We start from the raw sequence: 18,000 nt of genomic DNA on the forward strand, positions 1-18,000 counted from the left end.
TGGCCTTTATTTAAAATGACAAATCGATTAAACATATCCGTAGGTCAATATTCAGATAAAGGTAAAAAGGATATAAACCAAGACTTTCATGGTGTTTATATTCCTGATGAGCCGATGCTAACATCTAAGGGCATAGCGGTTGTTTTATCCGATGGTATCAGTAGTAGTGATGTAAGCCATATTGCCAGTGAATCATCGGTGAGTGGTTTTATCTCGGATTATTATTGCACCTCCGAGACTTGGTCTGTTAAACAATCAGCTGAACGGGTGCTAAGGGCTACCAACTCTTGGCTATACGCCCAAAGCCAACAAAGTACACACCGGTTTAATAAAGATCGTGGTTATGTGTGCACGTGCAGTGCCATGGTTATTAAGTCAAGAACAGCACACATTTTTCATGTTGGAGACAGCCGAGTATATCGCCTGAATGATCAGTCGTTAGAACAGCTTACCAACGATCATAGATTATGGGTAGCAGAGGGTAAAAGTTACCTTAGCCGAGCAATGGGGGTTAAGCAACAACTCGATATTGATTATCAAAGCATGGCTGTGGCAGAAGGTGATACATTCTTTTTGGCAACAGACGGGGTGTATGAGTTTGTTAATGATGCGTTTATCGTTAATACAATAAATGAGCACGCCGATCAATTAGATGAGGCGGCAAAGCTTATTGTTAATACAGCATATGAACAAGGTAGCGATGATAATTTAACGGCGCAAATTATTCGTATTGATGCACTACCAGATCATGAGACAAGTGAGCTTTACCAACACATTACTGAGCTTCCATTTGCCCCGTTATTAGATGCTCGCATGACAATGGATGGGTATAGAATTATTCGCGCTATTCATCAAAGTAGTCGTAGTCACGTTTATTTAGCGTTTGATGACGACACTGGAGAACAGGTTGTTATTAAAACGCCCTCCGTTGATCTAAGAGATGATTCTGCTTATCTAGAGCGCTTTACAATGGAAGAGTGGATTGCGAGACGTATCAATAATGCACATGTGCTGAAACCCTGTAAACAGAGTCGCAAACGAAACTACTTGTATTTAGCAATGGAGTTTATTGAAGGGCAGACTTTAAAACAATGGATGATAGATAATCCTACGCCTGATTTAGAAACAGTACGCGGCATTATTGAGCAGGTTGCTAAAGGCTTACGGGCTTTCCACCGATTGGAGATGCTGCATCAAGATTTAAGACCAGACAACATCATGATCGATTCAACAGGGACGGTGAAGATTATTGATTTTGGTTCGACACGGGTGGCTGGCATCATGGACATATCAAGTTCAAGGCAGCAAGACGACATACTCGGCACTGCTCAGTATACTGCGCCAGAATATTTCCTTGGACAAAGCGGTACAAGCCGTTCAGACCTATTCTCTTTAGGTGTTATTACGTATCAGATGTTAACAGGTCGGTTACCTTATGGCGTGGATGTGGCGAGGTGTAAAAGCAAGTCGGCGCAAAATAAATTGAATTATAAAACGGTGCTCGATGATGAAAAAGAGATTCCAGTATGGTTTGACGATGTGTTAAAAAAGGCAGTGCATCCTGATCCTTATAAGCGATATGGGGAGCTATCAGAGTTTATTTTTGACCTGCGACAACCAAATAAAGAGTTTATAAATAAAACTCGTCCACCTTTGATGGAGCGTGACCCTGTGCTTTTTTGGAAGAGCACCACGTTAATGTTAACGATCTTGGTTTTATATTTACTTAGCCAATAACGGGTTTTATGTTTATTGGTATAGGCTAAATCAAAGGGGAGCCGCCGAACCATGTTTGATGAAAGTACATAACGGCAAAGAATATGGCGGTACCTGCTAGTGCTGCCCAGATATTAAGTTCGCTCAAAACAAGTTTATTACGTTTGTTTAAAATAGCTACAAAAGGAATATAGGATGTTTGTTCGGTAAATTTAACCCAAGACTCACCATACCGGGCCTTGTATTTACGGTCTAAATTCATAGGCGCAATAAGCCCTTCAAATGCAATTGTTCCAAACAGAAGGTGGGAGGCCCAATCGCCGTTGACAATAAAATGAGCGAAGCCCCATAATCCTAACCCAATAAGTCCTGCATGCCGTGTGATGCGTACCATGCCACGGGTTGTGACTTGGTCGGGTGGAACAAGCCCCATTAAGGTTGGGTTTTTATCAAAAATACTCATTGGTAATAACAAAAAGGCAAAGAAGGTGAGCCCAATGCTGACTGGTTTTAAGGCTTCAGCTGTTCCCCAAGTGGCAATATAAGGAGCGCTTTGATAGGCGAACCCCATCCAAGCTAAAGCAATAAATATACTCAGCGAGAATAAGACCTTAAAGACGGTTTCGCCAAGAATGTTAACAATGTGAGCACGCAAGGGGCTGCCAGAAATAATCCAGTGCATGCCAAGAAAAAAAAGACAAGCCGCGGTTAGTGAGTTCATGGGGTTGCTCCTCCAGCTAGTTATTAGCGCCCTTTTTAGCTATGGGCTGTTATTCGAACTAGCATAAAGCATACTTAAAATTTTGCGAAGCGTCGTGTATTTATGTAATTGTTAATTCAAAAAGCTAGTTTTTTTGGCATGAGAGGATGTAGATCAAGAAAACGCTAGTGATATAGGGTCGCTAAGATGATAGCGAAAAGCGTTATCGTTATGAATACATGGATTTACTTTATGAGCAAAAGGGCTGCATTGGAGAATAAGCTTAATAGCGCGACTGCCTTCCAGAAGGCGAGAGGGTTTCGTTCAACTAAGGGTGTGTGAACGGCAGTGGTGAATAATTTATTCGGGTGTGAGAGGTCGTGAATAAATTCTGATATTTCCTCGTATCGATTTGAAGGTTTTTTGTTGACGATTTTTCTGATTGCACCATCAATCCAAAGTGGAATGTCCGTATCGATTTCTAATATTGGAATATAGTGCAATTTACTAAGTGCTTTTTCACCGTATTTTTCCCCAAAAGGGAGTTTTCCTGTCAGCATTTCGTAGGTAATAACGCCTAAAGAGAAAGCGTCTGAACGGTAGCTAGCGGGCTGACCTAATAGGTATTCTGGTGCTGTGTAGTGTTGAGTTCCCAATAAATTTAAACGTTGAATGGGAGATGCTATTTCTTCTACACCGGCAACTTTTGTAGAGCCGAAGTCTATTATTTTAACGGTGCCTTGGGTATCGATAATGATGTTTTCTGGTTTCAGGTCTTGGTGAATCATTTCCTTTTTATGAAAAGCTCTGAGGCCTCGAGCAATTTGCCTAACGATGCCTCTAACATCGTGCAAGCTGGGTTGGGGGTTGTCACTCATCCAATGCCTGAGTGTTTGTCCTTCGATGTATTCGGTGACGTAATAAAGAAAGCGACGTGTCCTTGTTTGTTCAATAATTTTTAGAACATGATTGTTATCAATTCGGCGGCCAATCCATTCTTCTTGCACAAACATATCTAAAAATGTAGGGTCATCTACATAATTAACAGACGGTGTTTTAATAACAACTTGCTGTTGTGTTTGAATATCTGTTGCCAGATACACTTGTGTACGATTACTGGCATGTAGTTCTCGCTCAATTCGGTAACCATCTAAGGTCATGCCGGCACTTAAGTCAGGAGGAAAAGGTAGCTCAGTTAATTTACGGTATATTTCCTGTTCATTAACGTGTGGTCGTTGATTAAACCTGACAATTTGGCAGGTGACATTGTCATGGCTGCCATTTTTCATTGCAAGATCAGTAATGTTTCGAGCAGCACGGTCAAAATTGTCGGTATTATTATTTACTTGTGCCAGCATGATGTTGTCACTGACAAACTCATGAACACCATCCGTGGTGAATAAAAAAGTATCGCCTTCTTCCAATAGAAAATGGCTGTAGTCAATTTCTAAATGTAGATCAATGCCTATTGCACGAGTGAGGTAATTTTTTTCTTTGGATACCCAGAAACGATGATCGTCCGTGAGTAGCTCCAATTGCTTATCGCGTATTCGGTAAATACGTGTATCGCCAATATGGAATAAATGCACGGTGGAAGATTTAACAACTAAGGCGCTCATAGTAGTGGCTAAGCCTTTTTGGTTAGCACCACCTTGCTGTGCCATCCCCAACATCCAACGGTTAGTAGCGGTTAAAACCTTTTGAACAGAGGTTTTAACCGTCCAAGTGTCAGGTGTGCAGTAATAATCACCCAATAAGCTTTTTACACAAGATTCACTGGCAAGTTTACCGGCCTCACAGCCACTAACACCATCAGCTATAACCGCAGCCACCCCTTTTTGCTCTAAAACAGGTGATTCAGGTAGTAAAACACCATAACTGTCTTCATTGTCCGTTTTAAGGCCTTTATCGGATGATTGACCAAGGTCTATAATCGATTCTGATTGCATGTTAGTGGTGTTGATGGGTTATGTCACATCGATAAGTTCTACTGTACCATCTTCAAGCACCTCGGCTGTTTGTCCTTTAGGCTCTTCTAAGAAAATAAACATAAATAATAAAACGGTGGCGGCTGTTCCTCCAATCACCATAAAGAAGACTTGCGGAGAAACAAAAGAAAGAACAGTTAGAAATATAAGGCCACCTACATTGCCGTAAGCGCCCACCATACCAGCGACTTGGCCAGTCATACGACGTTGAATTAGAGGCACCATGGCATACACTGCACCAGACCCGCCTTTAGAAAATAGCCCACATAAAATAGTACATGCCACAACTAACGGTACAGCCCATGTTTCACTAACTTGACCGAGTAATAAAAAGGTAACGCTAATACCTGAAAACAAAATAACAAGTGATTTTTTGCGGCCAATTTTATCACTCATCATACCGCCGCCAGGTCGAGCTATTAAGTTCATCACAGGGTAAATGGCGGCTAGTAGCCCAGCTGTTACAGGCGATAAGCCAAACATATCGATATAGAATAATGGCAACATAGAGACTAGGGCTAATTCAGAACCAAATGTCACCATATAAGCAAGATCTAAAATGGCAACTTGTTTAAATTGATAGCGAAATAAATCAGGCACTTCTTTGCTGAAAATATCTTTGTTAACTTTAATAATATGCATCGCTTGATACAGGTAGACAATGGCAATGGATGCATAGGTGATAATGACTACTTGCTCATTTAACCAGCCCATACCCTTTGGAGAGAGTTTCCATGTGAGCAATGCGAGTGCACCATAAATGGGCATGCTCATTATTAAGTAAAGCGTCAAATCAAGCTTACTGGTGACTTCCATTCCACCTACTTTTTTAGGTTTGAAATAGGTTGAACCTTTTGGTGTATCTGTGACACTTAAATAATAAAAAATACCATAGAAAAAAGCGATCACTGCGGTAGCTGTTAATGCATAACGCCAGCCATCCTCACCGCCTATCCATAAAGCTAAAGCGGGTAAAGCCATGGCGGAACCTGCCGAGCCAAAATTACCCCAGCCACCATAGATACCTTGTGCGATACCAGTTTGTCTAGCGGGGAACCACTCGCCGATCATACGGATACCAACAACGAAACCTGCGCCAACAAAACCCAGTAAAAAACGAGCTAAGGCAAGTTGTTCAAAAGTTTGTGCCCAAGCAAAAAATAAACATAAAAAACTAGAGAATATTAGTATGCCTGAGAACATGCGGCGAGGGCCAAAGCTATCCACCATCATGCCAACAATAATGCGTGCAGGGATTGTTAATGCAACGTTCAGGATGAGTAAAACTGACACTTCTTGAGCTGTTAAGTTAAAGACATCTCTGATAACAGACATTAATGGGGCATGGTTAAACCACACCATAAAGCTGATAAAAAAGGCAAACCAAGTTGTATGTAAAATACGAATATTGCCTTTGAACGATAATAAATTTAGTTTTTGCGACATTGCAATGTGTCTCCTTCAATAGATTGTGAGGGTAAGAGCAAAAGCTATGCCAGCTAAGTATTTACTTACTCTTAATGGTCGTTGTAGTTATTTGTTTGGGGTAATGTGCTTTTTTGCACCAAGTTAATGCGATTGGGGTTTTTATTGCACAGCACTAAAGCAAAAAACTGTTTTGACAGTCTTTTTTTATATGTTTTTAAAAATTTTCTGCTTAAAAATCAATTGTTAGAGAGGTGGTGGTTGATGTTGGCATGTTGCGTGCTATGGAGGTGTGACTATAAAGAATTTTGGATATACATAAAGCATGAGTAATAAAAAACAATTAGTTGTAATTGGTAACGGTATGGTTGGGCATAAATTCCTACAGTCCATGGTAAACAGCGATGAAATGCAAAACTACGATATAACAACGTTTTGTGAAGAAACGAGGTTTGCTTATGACCGTGTTCAACTATCGTCATACTTTAATGGTAAAACTGAAGAGGACCTGTCACTTGTTGAGCCGGATTTCTTTGAAAAAAATAATATTACCGTTCATATCGGTGATCGTGCAGCCCACATTGATCGTGACAAAAAAATCGTTACCTCCGAGAAGGGTCAACGTATTTCATACGATAAAATTGTTCTAGCGACAGGGTCCTTTCCCTTCGTTCCACCTATCCCAGGCCATGAAAGGGAAAATTGTTTTGTCTACAGAACTATTGATGACTTAATTGATATTGCGAAAGCAGGTAAGGAATCTAAGGTAGGCGTTGTTATTGGTGGTGGTTTGTTGGGTCTTGAGGCTGCTAAAGCGTTAAAAGACTTGGGGTTGAAAACGCACGTTGTTGAGTTTGCGCCACGGTTGATGGCCGTACAAATTGATGATGGTGCTGGCGCAGTGTTACGTAAGAAAATTGAAGAGTTAGGTGTTAGCGTACATACCCAAAAGAATACACAAGGCATTGTTGATGGTGAGCAGTGTCTGCATCGGATGAACTTTGCTGACGGCTCACATATTGAAACCGATGTTATTTTATTTTCAGCCGGTATTAGACCGCGTGATGATATTGCTCGTGATTGTGGTCTGACACTTGGTGAGCGAGGCGGTATTGTTATTGATGATCATTGTCAAACATCAGATAAAGACATTTATGCGATAGGCGAGTGTGCTTTATGGGATGGCAAAATATTTGGTTTGGTGGCACCGGGTTATCAAATGGCCCAAGTTGTAGCAGACCGGTTATCACTCAAGGAGAATAGTTTTACCGGTGCAGATATGAGCACGAAATTAAAACTGATGGGTGTGGATGTAGCGAGTATTGGTGATGCGCATGCAACCACTGAAAAGGCGAAGATTTACACTTATGTCAATGGTGCAGATGACGTGTATAAAAAGATCGTCGTCAGTGAAGATAATAAACGCTTATTAGGTGCGGTGTTAATTGGCGATACGGTTGATTACGGTAATTTGTTACAACTTAAACTGAACGATATTGCTTTGCCAGAGTATCCGGATGCATTAATTTTGCCACAACGAGATGGCTCAGGCGCAACAGGTTTAGGTGTTGAAGCTTTACCGGATGCTGCGCAAATATGTTCTTGTTTTGATGTATCCAAAGGTGCGCTTTGCCAAGCCATCTCTGATGGCGCTACAACGATGGCAAGCCTTAAAGAGTGTACCAGTGCAACAACAGGCTGTGGTGGTTGTACGGCACTTGTTGGTCAAGTACTGAATAAAGAGTTAGAGAAACTGGGTATGGATGTTAATACAGATTTGTGTGAACATTTTGCGTATACCCGCCAAGACCTTTATCACTTGGTTCGTGTCGGCAAGATTAAAACGTTCGATGAAATGATCGAAAAACATGGTAAGGGGTATGGCTGTGATATTTGTAAGCCAACGCTAGCGTCTATTTTTGCTTCTTGCTGGAATGATTATGTATTAGAAACTCCACATACTGGCCTGCAAGACACGAATGACCGTTATCTTGCCAATATTCAGAAAAATGGCACTTATTCAATCGTACCTCGGATTCCAGGTGGTGAAATTACACCTGACAAGCTGATTACTCTGGGTGAGGTTGGCAAAAAATATAATTTGTATACGAAAATTACCGGTGGGCAGCGTGTTGATTTATTTGGTGCGCACCAAGAGGACCTACCTGTTATTTGGAAAGAATTAATTGATGCGGGCTTTGAAACAGGTCACGCCTACGGTAAATCTTTACGAACAGTTAAATCCTGCGTCGGTAGTACGTGGTGCCGATATGGCGTTGCCGATAGTGTGACAACGGCGATTGATTTAGAGAATCGTTACAAGGGTTTGCGCACACCACACAAAATAAAGTTTGCTGTTTCGGGTTGTACTCGTGAGTGTGCAGAAGCGCAAAGCAAAGATGTTGGCGTGATCGCCACAGAAAATGGTTGGAACTTGTACTTGTGCGGCAACGGCGGTATGAAGCCGAGACATGCGGACTTGTTTGCAACAGGCTTAGATTACGAAACAATGGTTCAATATATTGATCGCTTCCTTATGTTTTATGTAAAAACAGCAGATCGATTACAACGTACATCTACATGGATGATGAACCTAGAAGGCGGCATTGATTATTTGCGTGAAGTGGTCATTGAAGACTCATTAGGGCTTGCTGAAACGTTTGAAACAGAAATGCAAAATGTTATTGATACGTATCAATGTGAGTGGAAGACAACAGTTGAAAACGAAGAAAAATCAAAAACCTTTAAAGCGTTTGTAAATTCTGACAAAGGCGATAGCCAAATTGTATTTGTTTCAGAAAGGGATCAAATACGGCCTGCGCGAAAAGAGGAAATACCAGCACAACTTGAAGAAGTTTAAACAAACGGATGAATACACGAATGGTTAATGAATTAAAAAGTAGTGAAGTGGATGTCTGTGCGTTAACAGATCTAAATGAAAATGCAGGTACAGCTGCTTTGATAGATGAGAGACAAATAGCTTTGTTTTATGTGAAAAAGACCGAACAAGTTTATGCGCTTAGTAATTACGACCCTTTTAGCGAGGTGAACGTTTTATCCAGAGGGATAATTGGCAGTATAGGTGATGAACTTGTGGTGGCATCGCCGATTTATAAACAGCACTTTAATCTAGAAACAGGGCAATGCTTAGAAGACGAGAGTGTTTGTATTAATGCATACCCAGTAAAAATAATAAATGGCCGAGTTGTCGTCGGTACAAACAGTTAATGAAGGCTAAATAATGAAAGTAACTTATTACACTCTCGATGTTTTTACCGATACGCTTTTTCAAGGGGCACAGGTTGCTGTTTTCCCAGATGCAGAGGATCTGCCAGAAGAGCAGCTTGGTCGTATAGCACGTGAAATAAATTTATCTGAAACGGCATTCGTTTATAAAGCAGATGAGGGCCGTAGTACCTTTAAAGCTCGAATTTTTTCGCCCGATGGCGAGAAGGATTTTGCAGGACATCCTATTTTAGCGATTGCCAATGTTTTAGTGGAAACTGGAAAAGTTAGCTTGGAAGGCGACTATACAAGCATTATGGTAAAGCAAAATAGCCAAGATGTTACCGCAAATATTTCTATGGATGCGAATGGTAAGCGGTATGTGCAATTTACATTAAGTAGTATGCCTGTTGTTGACCGATTTACACCCACGGATCAAGAGTTAGCAAAACTATTATCGATTGATGAGAAAGATATAGACCATTCAAGCTATTACACACGCCTTGTGTCGAGTGGCTTACCTTATTTAATTGTGCCACTGAAATCACAGACGGATGTACGTAAAGCATGTTTTGATGTGAAGGCTTGGGCTGAGTCGTCAGCACCCGCTATGGCAGCACAAGAAATTTTAATTTTTAGTGCAAAAACGGACCTAGACGATTGTAATTTCCACGGGCGTTTAATGGGCCCAAATATCAGCGATCGTGAGGACCCACCCCTTGGTTCGGTCTTGCCTACCTTTGCTGGCTACCTAGCTTCTCATGAGCATATACGGCTGGGTACTTATAGTTTTGCAATTGATCGTGGCACAGCAGAAACTCGCCGAAGTTTGTTACATGTAGAAATGGATAAACGAGAAGGCCGCCCAATAACTTTAAGGGTGGGTGGCGATTCATTGTTGGTCAGTAAAAGCGAACTGTTGCTAGGTTAAACGAGGGAGATAATAAGATGCTATTTGGTCGGAATAAAAAAAATCCCATCGCGATCGCGGATAAAAAAATTGAAAAATGGACCTATGCTACTTGTGGCTATTGTTCAACTGGCTGTGCAATTGAAGTAGGCACGGACAAAGATGGTGTGCCAGTAGGAAGTCGAGGAGTGGCTGATGCAGATGTTAATCGAGGCAAGTTATGTGTAAAAGGCCTTTTTGAACACGAATTGTTTGAGTCAGCAGGTCGTGGTGACGTACCGCTGATGCGCTCAAATATTCATGATGAATACCAAGAAGCGAGCTGGGACGAAAGCTTTGAAAAAATGGCCTCTGAAATCAAACGCATACAAGATACCTATGGGCCAGACTCATTTGCCATTGTATCAACGGGGCAAATTTTAACCGAAGGTTTTTATACCTTGGGCAAGTTGGCCCGCGGTGTGATTGGAACCAATAACTACGATGGCAATACCACACTGTGTATGGCCTCGGCAGTATCAGGCTATAAGCGCTCTTTTGGTTCAGATGGCCCTCCAGGTTGTTATGAAGATTTTGAACATACCGATTGCCTGATTGCTTGGGGGTCCAATTTACCAGAACAACACCCTATTATTTATTGGCGTTTTAAAGAAGCGCAGGAAAAACGAAAATTTCCTTTAATTGTTATTGATCCAAGAGTCACCATGCTGGCGCAAAATGCAGATATGCATTTGGCAATTACGCCCGGTACAGACGTTGTGTTAATGAATTCATTAATGCATGTCATTCTGGCTGAAGGATTGGAAGATCAAGACTATATAAAAGCGAATACTACTGGCTTTGACGAATTAGCAGCAGAAGTTAAAAACTATGACCCGATAACGGCATCTAAAATATGCGGTATTGATGAAGATACGATTCGCAATGTTGCTCGTTTGTACGCAAAAGCTGGCGCCGCAATGAATATTTGGACGATGGGTATTAATCAAAGCACGCATGGCTCAGATGGAGTGGTGGGTCTTAATAACCTTAGCTTGCTGACTGGCAACATTGGTAAAAAAGGTGGGACCAGCTTGTCTATTACTGGACAGTGTAATGCGATGGGAACACGAGAGTGGTCATCGTGTTCTGGTCTACCTGGCTATCGTTTATTAGAAAATGAACAAGACCGAATTGATATTGGAAAATACTGGGGCGTAGATCCAGAGTTTTTCCCAAAGAAACGGGGGCTTGCACAAACAGATATATTTCCTGCCATTGAAACCGGCGCAATTAAAGGTCTGTGGTTGGTGGGTACAAACCCAATGACATCAATGCCTAATACGGCGCGTATTCGTAAAACATTAGAAAAGCTCGAATGTTGTGTAGTGCAGGATTCTTACCTTGATGTGGAAACAACGCAATATGCACATATTTTTCTACCAGCGGCTATTTGGGCTGAAAAGGAAGGCGTTTTTACGAATACAGAAAGAAGGGTCAATATTATTCGTAAAGTAAAAGAACCCTATGGCCAGTCAAAAACAGATTTACATATTTTTAACGGCCTAGCAAAACAGTTTGAACAGGGTAGAAAGATGAACTTCCCTGATAATTTTCATGAAGTGTTTGATGAAATGCGCGAACTATCCAAAGGACGGCTGGTTGATATATCGGGTATGACTCATGATTTGATTGAGCAGAATAAGGGCATTCAGTGGCCTTATACGCAAGAGCAGGTGGATAAGGGTGAAAAGCCGCTTAAAGGTGGAAAACGCTTGTATACCGAACCAGCTACTTTTCGCCATCCCGGTGGTCGGGCTAAACTGATTCCGCTACCGTTTATCGATAATAATGAAAAACCAGACGAGCAATACCCGTTTTGGTTGAATTCAGGCCGGTTAGTTGAGCACTTTCACTCACGGACTAGAACTGGAAAAGTCGGTAATAACAATAAATACAGCCCAACGCCATTTATGGAAATGAACCCTGATACAGCAGCTGAACAGGGGATAGAGCATCAGTCCTATGTGCGTGTTATTTCACGTCGTGGTGATGCTGTTGTTATGGTTATGTTGACACAACGAGTACCTAGGACGATGGTGTTTATTCCCTTTCACTTTTTTGATTGCGTTAACCGACTTACATTAGGTCTATTAGACCCACATTCACGGCAACCTGCCTTTAAACAATGCGCAGTACGAATAGAGCATGTAAATCAGGAAGTTGCTGCACGATTAAATTTAGAAGCAAGAACATTTTAAGTCCCATGATTGAAACACGTAGTGATGAACAAAAATATGCTTTTTTAAGGACAGAAGAAAGCCGAGAAAAAAACCGATATGGAGACAATATTGAGCTCGCCGAGGAGGGTAATGCGTTAAGGGAGGTGAGCCTTAATATAAATGGTGATACAGGTATTAGCGAAAACCCAGATCGATATAAACAGCATGGGTTTTATTTAAATGCAGATAACTGTATCGGTTGTCATGCATGTGAAGCGGCATGCAGTGAAAAAAATGATAACCCTGCTCATATCTCATTCCGTTCGGTTGGTTATGTCGAAGGTGGAACGTACCCAGATTATCAGCGCCTTAATATTTCGATGGCCTGTAACCATTGTGATGACCCAGTTTGCTTAAAAGGTTGTCCAACAAGAGCTTACACAAAGTTTGCTGAATATGGTGCGGTGTTACAAGACCCAGATATTTGTTTCGGCTGTGGTTACTGTACATGGGTTTGCCCTTATAACGCCCCTCAACTTGACCCTGTTAAAGGTGAGGTTAGTAAATGTAATATGTGCGTTGATCGATTAGAGGTGGGGTTAAAACCGTCATGTGTATCAGCCTGTTTAGGTAATGCGTTGGATTTTGGAGTCATTGAGAATGTGCCAGAAAATAGGGAACAGGCTCAAGCTGAAATACCGGGTTTTCCAACAACAGATATTACGCATCCGAATATTCGTTTTCAGCAAACGCGACAAAATAAGCGTGAAATGACGCGTACCGACTCGATGCCGCTTAAATATCATAAAGATGAAGAAGTTGGAAAGTATAAACCGGTAGTAGATGAAAAGCATGGAGTCAAAAAGCAATGGAATTGGAAAGCTTTGCTGATGACGCATGAAAGTTCTCATGTCATTTTTACATTATCAACACAAGCCATCCTTGGCGCGTTTTTAATCATTGTGCTTGGCAGTTTTACGGGGGTTGAAGCGATAGTAGCGATTCAGTCGTCTGCTGCGTATCTGCCTTTATTAGTATTGATGAATGTATTGCTGATGTTTGGCTTCTATAAACTCAATATGCATTTGGGCAAACCACATCGTTTTTACCGTGGTTTTTATAATTTACGCCATTCACCGGTAAGTCGTGAAATTGCTGGGGTTAGTTTGTTTTTTAGCAGCTTGCTTGGGTTTAGTGTTTTTAGTTATTTTGAGATTAAGCCATTGATTGGACTGTTTGCCATTATGGGCGTACTCAGTGGTCCAGTAGGTCTGTTTTATATGTATAAGCTATATAGAATTAAGGCACGCCCATTTTGGGATCACTGGCAAACAGCGAGTTCTTTTGTTGGAACATGTTTGAGTCTTGGGTCATTAACGATTGTTTTCGTTGCGTTAATAGCAGATGCTCTCAATACTACACAATATGTTAGTTTGGTAATTTTACTATTGCTGGGCTTGCTGCTTGAAGCCATAGGGCACGTCGCGCATGCCGCTGATCTTAAAAATAGTGAGGGAGAAGGTAGTGCTTCATGGTACTTACAAACAACCCGTTTTGCATGGCCTTATATTATTAGTAATGTATTGTTAGGCTCCTCAATTATTGTGTCTTGCTTATTGCTTGATTCTCCATCATCAACGCTGGGTTGGTTGATATTAGGGCTGTCATTACTTAGTACAGCCGTGATTAGGCGTTCTTTATTCTTTGCATTGGTTATTCCTACCACAATGCCAGGTGCATTCTTTTGGAAAAACAAAGCTTTTGAAGAACATGCAAAAGAAACTGGTTTAGCAAATATGCCTCAAGTGGGTGTGCGTTATGAGGAGCATAGAACCTTTAAAGTAGGTGAATTGATAGATACTATTAAAACCACAACCGCAAAAGAAGCGATTGACCAATTGAAAGAAATATTTTATTGGAAAAAGGTTAAATAGAAGCTCGGCTTGAAACTCAGGTGACCTTGTTATTTAACAAGGTGTAACTTTTTAGAAAATCCTAATGTGCCTTAAATTTATCAATTTGTTAATACTTGTTTGTAGGCTACCTTAGGCCTACAGCATAGGCTGTAACGTATTAAAGGCGATGTTCAGGGGAATATAAGGTTTTTATTATGTTTTTGCATTTATTCCAATTCTCTTAAGATTGGCTTAATTTTCAACAAGTACACTCGTAACCAGTCTATGAGAATAAGGATTGGTTATGAGTGCACTACAAAGTGAATCAGAGGGTAGCAAACAACGTGCTGATTCAGAAGCAAGCAAACGAGTTTTTTTACCTCACTTATCTGTTGTTTTAACAGGCCTTGAATCACCGCAACGAGCTAATGTAGAAGCATATATTACAAAGCAATTTTATAAAAACCATGCCGCGCAGATAAAGAGTTTTTTACCTTATTTATTATCTGCAGAAACCAAAAAAAATATAACATCAGTGCTTGGGTTCTATCCGGCTGAGATCGATAACCCAATGTTTTTAGAACAATATTTAGATGATAAGGCTGAGTTAGTGATTAGTCGGCTGATCAACCTTAATGTTGACCGGCAGAAGATAGCGGAAATTGGTAACTTAACATCGAGCTATCCTAGTACCAGTAAAATGCTGTTTGTTTTAATAGTGTCAACACTCTATCAATTAGATATTGATTGGGCATTATTTACCGCAACTAAGCAAGTTCAATCTATGATTTCGGAACTGGATATTGGGTGTATTGATATTTGTGATGCCCAAGCCGAAAGTCTTGCGTTTGATAGTGGTTCATGGGGCAGTTATTACAAAAACCAACCCAAAGTTATTGCAGGGGATATAAAAAAAGCTTATGCAATATTGAAAAGTCACCCGGTTTCAGGTTTTGTGATGACTAATTATCAGTCCACAATCGACCAGCTTGTGTTGCAAATATCTCTGGACCGGTAATGCTTTGGAACGAAATTAAAGAGCTTGCCAAACAGCGGCCAAGTGATATAGCCATTGTTGGCGAAAAAAAAGCATACACCTATAAAGAATTGCTGAATGGGGTTAATGTTATATCAAGGTTTTTAGTACGTTATCAGCATAAAGTATTGGCCTTGTTTTGTGATAATTCGCCTGAATGGTTGTTAGTTGACCTTGCTGCTAATATATCAGGGGTGGGCTTGTTACCCTTGCCGGCATTTTTTTCTCAGCAGCAATTAGCCTTTGCTATTGAAAAATCGGGCACATGTGCGCTGGTTCATAAGCGTGATGATAGCTTATCGAACGTTACGGAGTTATTGAATACAGAGGTATTGATTGGGGATTTACTCTGTAGTGACTTGAAAAATATAGCGGATAGCGAATTACCTGTTTCTACTGCGAAAATAACGTTTACATCGGGTTCAACAGGTGAGCCTAAAGGTGTTTGCTTATCGAACAAGCAGCAGTTTGCGGTCGCGAAAGCTACTCATGATTCATTACAATTGCCAGTCGGCAAGCATTTATCAGTATTACCGTTTAGTACCTTACTTGAAAACACAGCGGGTTCGTACGTCACCTTGTTAAATGGTGGAACTATTATTGCCTTACCCAGCAATCAATTAGGCTTTAATGGCAGCAGTGACTTTAAGTTATCAACTTTGCTGAAAACGATTGAGAAATATAAGCCCGTTAGTTTAATTTTATTACCAGAAATACTACTGAGTCTTATTGGTGCGATAAAAAAAGGTTGGACGCCACCCTCGTCCATAGCGTTTATGGCTGTCGGTGGTAGCAAAGTGTCTCAACAACTCATTCAGCAAGCGCAATCGTATGGCTTGCCCGTTTATGAAGGATATGGGCTATCTGAGTGTGCTTCGGTTGTGAGTTTAAATTCAGCTAAAAATAATAAAGCGGGGTCGGTTGGCAAGCCCTTGCCGCACCTTGAAGTACGCATTGTGAACGATGAAATTATTGTTTATGGCAACCCGTTCCTGGGTTATGTAGGTGAGCCTGCTTCATGGAATAAAGCAGAAGTTGGAACGGGTGATTTGGGGTTTTTAGATGAACAAGGGTATCTATATGTCAATGGACGTAAAAAAAACCTTCTTATTTCAAGTTATGGTCGGAATATTAGTCCTGAGTGGGTTGAAGGCGTTTTATTAAGCGATGGCCTGCTTAAACAGTGTGTCGTGTTTGGCGATCAACGGCCACACTGCATTGCACTAATATCCTTAAGAGATGAAGCAATGCCTGAAGAAATAATAAAGGATAGCATTATCAAAGCGAATCGCTCACTGCCTGATTATGCGCAGGTTAAAAGATGGGCAGTACTGCCACAACCGATGAGTTTTTCAGCAGGCACGATGACCTCTAATGGCAGACCCGTTAGGGATGTTATTTTGAGGCAGTATCAATCAACTATACATCAATTATATTCGGAGTAAGGGTAATGGCCTTTTTTCAACAATTGCAGCAACAAACCGAGCTGGAACGTCATCAGCTTCTGCTAGCCCCCGTTATTACTAAAGCGGTATCTGGAAGCATTTCAAAAGAGGAGTATATCGCTTTTTTAGAGCAGGCTTATCACCATGTTAAACATACGGTGCCATTATTAATGGCAGCCGGTGCGAGAATACCCGAGGAAAAAGAGTGGCTGCGTAATGCACTAGCAGAATACATTGAGGAAGAGTTAGGCCATCAAGAATGGATTTTAAACGACCTTGCTGTGTGTGGGGTTGATAAAGAAAGAGTCCGGCATGACGCGCCAGCCTTTGAAACGGAATTAATGGTTGCGTATGCCTATGATGTTATTAACCGTGTTAACCCCTTGGGTTTTTTTGGTATGGTTCATGTGTTAGAAGGCACCAGTGTCACAACAGCTGATAGAGCGGCAGATGGCATTCAAGAAGTATTGAGTTTACCTGATGAGGCGTTTAGTTATTTGCGCTCACATGGCGCACTGGATCAGGATCATGTTCAATTTTTTGAAAGCTTAATGAATAAAATAAATCAGCCAGCTGAGCAGCAGCTTATTATTCGTTGTGCCAAACAGTTTTATCGACTCTATGGTGATATTTTTTGTAGCTTAACTGAACAGCCTGAAAAGACATTAGCATAGAAGGTAAGCGTACTTATAAATAAATAAAACAGCGTGACGAGTGGTGGTGCATTGGCTTATCAATGATGTTATTAAGCGCTGGCTGTTCAATCTACGGATAAACAGTGAGCAAACACAAAAGGTTGCTGAGTAACCTAAATCGGAGTTTAGTATGAAAAATATTGTGAAAATACTGTGTTACGTTTTACTCATATCATCAACCGCCGTATTGGCAGATGTTCAGCAGGATGTGGCTCTCTTGGCAAAAGATTGGGCAAAAGCTAACTATCAAATGAAAGGGTCACAACAAGAAGAAGCGTTTGAGACCTTAATAGAGCAATCTAACGAGGCAGTTAAGTTGCATCCGGTATCGGCGGAAGTGCTTATTTGGCGGGGTATTATTGAATCAAGTTTCGCTGGCGTTAAGGGTGGCCTGAGTGCGTTATCATTAATAAAAGAAGCAAAAAAAGATTTGGAAAAATCTATTTTATTAGATGATAAAGCGTTGTCTGGCTCAGCACATACAACCTTGGGAACCTTGTATTTTAAGGCGCCAGGCTGGCCGATTAGTTTTGGCAATGACAAAAAAGCAAAAAGGTATCTTCAAAAGGGCATACTCCTTGATCCAAACGGCATTGATAGTCATTATTTTTATGCCTTGTTTTTGCTGGATCAAGGTGAGAAAAAACAAGCTCAAGCTAGCTTCATAAAAGCACTCGATGCTAAAGCAAGGCCAGACAGAGCGCTTGCAGATAGCGGCCGCCGGCATGAAATAAATGAAGCATTGCATGAAATTAATTAGCATT

At 41.0% G+C, this 18,000-nt stretch carries 13 protein-coding genes; 10 read left to right on the forward strand and 3 right to left on the reverse strand.

What is annotated here, in order from left to right:
• The first annotated feature begins 15 nt into the window (after positions 1-15).
• Positions 16-1,737 carry a bifunctional protein-serine/threonine kinase/phosphatase gene (locus Q91_RS04075; RefSeq protein WP_015005617.1) on the forward strand — a complete coding sequence of 574 codons (1,722 nt, stop codon included), beginning with the start codon at positions 16-18 and terminating at the stop codon, positions 1,735-1,737.
• A gap of 25 nt (positions 1,738-1,762) precedes the next feature.
• Here the strand turns inward: Q91_RS04075 and Q91_RS04080 are convergent, their stop codons facing one another.
• The 3 genes from Q91_RS04080 to Q91_RS04090 form a co-directional block, all read right to left on the reverse strand.
• Positions 1,763-2,437, reverse strand: coding sequence for an NnrU family protein (locus tag Q91_RS04080; RefSeq protein WP_015005618.1), 675 nt, complete (start codon positions 2,435-2,437; stop codon positions 1,763-1,765).
• Between the two features lie 224 nt (positions 2,438-2,661).
• The gene (locus Q91_RS04085) at positions 2,662-4,365 is read right to left on the reverse strand and encodes a bifunctional protein-serine/threonine kinase/phosphatase (RefSeq protein ID WP_015005619.1); all 1,704 of its coding nucleotides are present in this window, start codon (positions 4,363-4,365) and stop codon (positions 2,662-2,664) included.
• Between the two features lie 18 nt (positions 4,366-4,383).
• Complete coding sequence (locus Q91_RS04090; RefSeq protein WP_015005620.1) at positions 4,384-5,850, reverse strand: NarK family nitrate/nitrite MFS transporter; 1,467 nt, start codon at positions 5,848-5,850, stop codon at positions 4,384-4,386.
• Between the two features lie 304 nt (positions 5,851-6,154).
• Between Q91_RS04090 and nirB the strand changes: the two genes are divergently transcribed.
• From nirB to Q91_RS04135, 9 genes are all read left to right on the forward strand, one after another.
• On the forward strand, positions 6,155-8,689 hold the full coding sequence (gene nirB / locus Q91_RS04095; protein WP_015005621.1) for a nitrite reductase large subunit NirB: 2,535 nt from the start codon (positions 6,155-6,157) through the stop codon (positions 8,687-8,689).
• A gap of 8 nt (positions 8,690-8,697) precedes the next feature.
• On the forward strand, positions 8,698-9,057 hold the full coding sequence (gene nirD / locus Q91_RS04100; RefSeq protein WP_020162008.1) for a nitrite reductase small subunit NirD: 360 nt from the start codon (positions 8,698-8,700) through the stop codon (positions 9,055-9,057).
• A gap of 13 nt (positions 9,058-9,070) precedes the next feature.
• The gene (locus Q91_RS04105) at positions 9,071-9,985 is read left to right on the forward strand and encodes a PhzF family phenazine biosynthesis protein (protein WP_015005623.1); all 915 of its coding nucleotides are present in this window, start codon (positions 9,071-9,073) and stop codon (positions 9,983-9,985) included.
• A gap of 17 nt (positions 9,986-10,002) precedes the next feature.
• Positions 10,003-12,204: a molybdopterin oxidoreductase family protein gene (locus Q91_RS04110; RefSeq protein WP_015005624.1), complete on the forward strand. Its 2,202-nt coding sequence runs from the start codon at positions 10,003-10,005 to the stop codon at positions 12,202-12,204.
• Positions 12,205-12,209: 5 nt separating this feature from the next.
• Complete coding sequence (locus tag Q91_RS04115; RefSeq protein WP_015005625.1) at positions 12,210-14,099, forward strand: DmsC/YnfH family molybdoenzyme membrane anchor subunit; 1,890 nt, start codon at positions 12,210-12,212, stop codon at positions 14,097-14,099.
• 265 nt (positions 14,100-14,364) lie between these two features.
• Entirely contained in the window at positions 14,365-15,078 is a 714-nt protein-coding gene (locus tag Q91_RS04120; RefSeq protein ID WP_015005626.1) for a thermostable hemolysin, read from the forward strand.
• Positions 15,078-16,541 (forward strand): AMP-binding protein, encoded by a 1,464-nt coding sequence (locus Q91_RS04125; RefSeq protein WP_015005627.1) that lies wholly within the window; start codon positions 15,078-15,080, stop codon positions 16,539-16,541. Before Q91_RS04120 ends, Q91_RS04125 begins: the two co-directional genes overlap by 1 nt.
• 5 nt (positions 16,542-16,546) lie before the next feature.
• The gene (locus Q91_RS04130) at positions 16,547-17,215 is read left to right on the forward strand and encodes a TenA family transcriptional regulator (RefSeq protein ID WP_015005628.1); all 669 of its coding nucleotides are present in this window, start codon (positions 16,547-16,549) and stop codon (positions 17,213-17,215) included.
• A 151-nt stretch (positions 17,216-17,366) separates the two neighbouring features.
• On the forward strand, positions 17,367-17,996 hold the full coding sequence (locus tag Q91_RS04135; RefSeq protein ID WP_015005629.1) for a tetratricopeptide repeat protein: 630 nt from the start codon (positions 17,367-17,369) through the stop codon (positions 17,994-17,996).
• Positions 17,997-18,000: the final 4 nt, after the last annotated feature.

Origin of the sequence: Cycloclasticus sp. P1 (assembly GCF_000299965.1) — a bacterium.
Lineage (GTDB): Bacteria > Pseudomonadota > Gammaproteobacteria > Methylococcales > Cycloclasticaceae > Cycloclasticus > Cycloclasticus pugetii.

Excerpts from the sequence above, each read along its gene's own strand:
- Q91_RS04075 (WP_015005617.1), top strand. The coding sequence starts at position 16 with ATGACAAATCGATTAAACATATCCGTAGGTCAATATTCAGATAAAGGT.
- Q91_RS04080 (WP_015005618.1), bottom strand. The coding sequence starts at position 2,437 with ATGAACTCACTAACCGCGGCTTGTCTTTTTTTTCTTGGCATGCACTGG.
- Q91_RS04085 (WP_015005619.1), bottom strand. The coding sequence starts at position 4,365 with ATGCAATCAGAATCGATTATAGACCTTGGTCAATCATCCGATAAAGGC.
- Q91_RS04090 (WP_015005620.1), bottom strand. The coding sequence starts at position 5,850 with ATGTCGCAAAAACTAAATTTATTATCGTTCAAAGGCAATATTCGTATT.
- nirB (WP_015005621.1), top strand. The coding sequence starts at position 6,155 with ATGAGTAATAAAAAACAATTAGTTGTAATTGGTAACGGTATGGTTGGG.
- nirD (WP_020162008.1), top strand. The coding sequence starts at position 8,698 with ATGAATACACGAATGGTTAATGAATTAAAAAGTAGTGAAGTGGATGTC.
- Q91_RS04105 (WP_015005623.1), top strand. The coding sequence starts at position 9,071 with ATGAAAGTAACTTATTACACTCTCGATGTTTTTACCGATACGCTTTTT.
- Q91_RS04110 (WP_015005624.1), top strand. The coding sequence starts at position 10,003 with ATGCTATTTGGTCGGAATAAAAAAAATCCCATCGCGATCGCGGATAAA.
- Q91_RS04115 (WP_015005625.1), top strand. The coding sequence starts at position 12,210 with ATGATTGAAACACGTAGTGATGAACAAAAATATGCTTTTTTAAGGACA.
- Q91_RS04120 (WP_015005626.1), top strand. The coding sequence starts at position 14,365 with ATGAGTGCACTACAAAGTGAATCAGAGGGTAGCAAACAACGTGCTGAT.
- Q91_RS04125 (WP_015005627.1), top strand. The coding sequence starts at position 15,078 with ATGCTTTGGAACGAAATTAAAGAGCTTGCCAAACAGCGGCCAAGTGAT.
- Q91_RS04130 (WP_015005628.1), top strand. The coding sequence starts at position 16,547 with ATGGCCTTTTTTCAACAATTGCAGCAACAAACCGAGCTGGAACGTCAT.
- Q91_RS04135 (WP_015005629.1), top strand. The coding sequence starts at position 17,367 with ATGAAAAATATTGTGAAAATACTGTGTTACGTTTTACTCATATCATCA.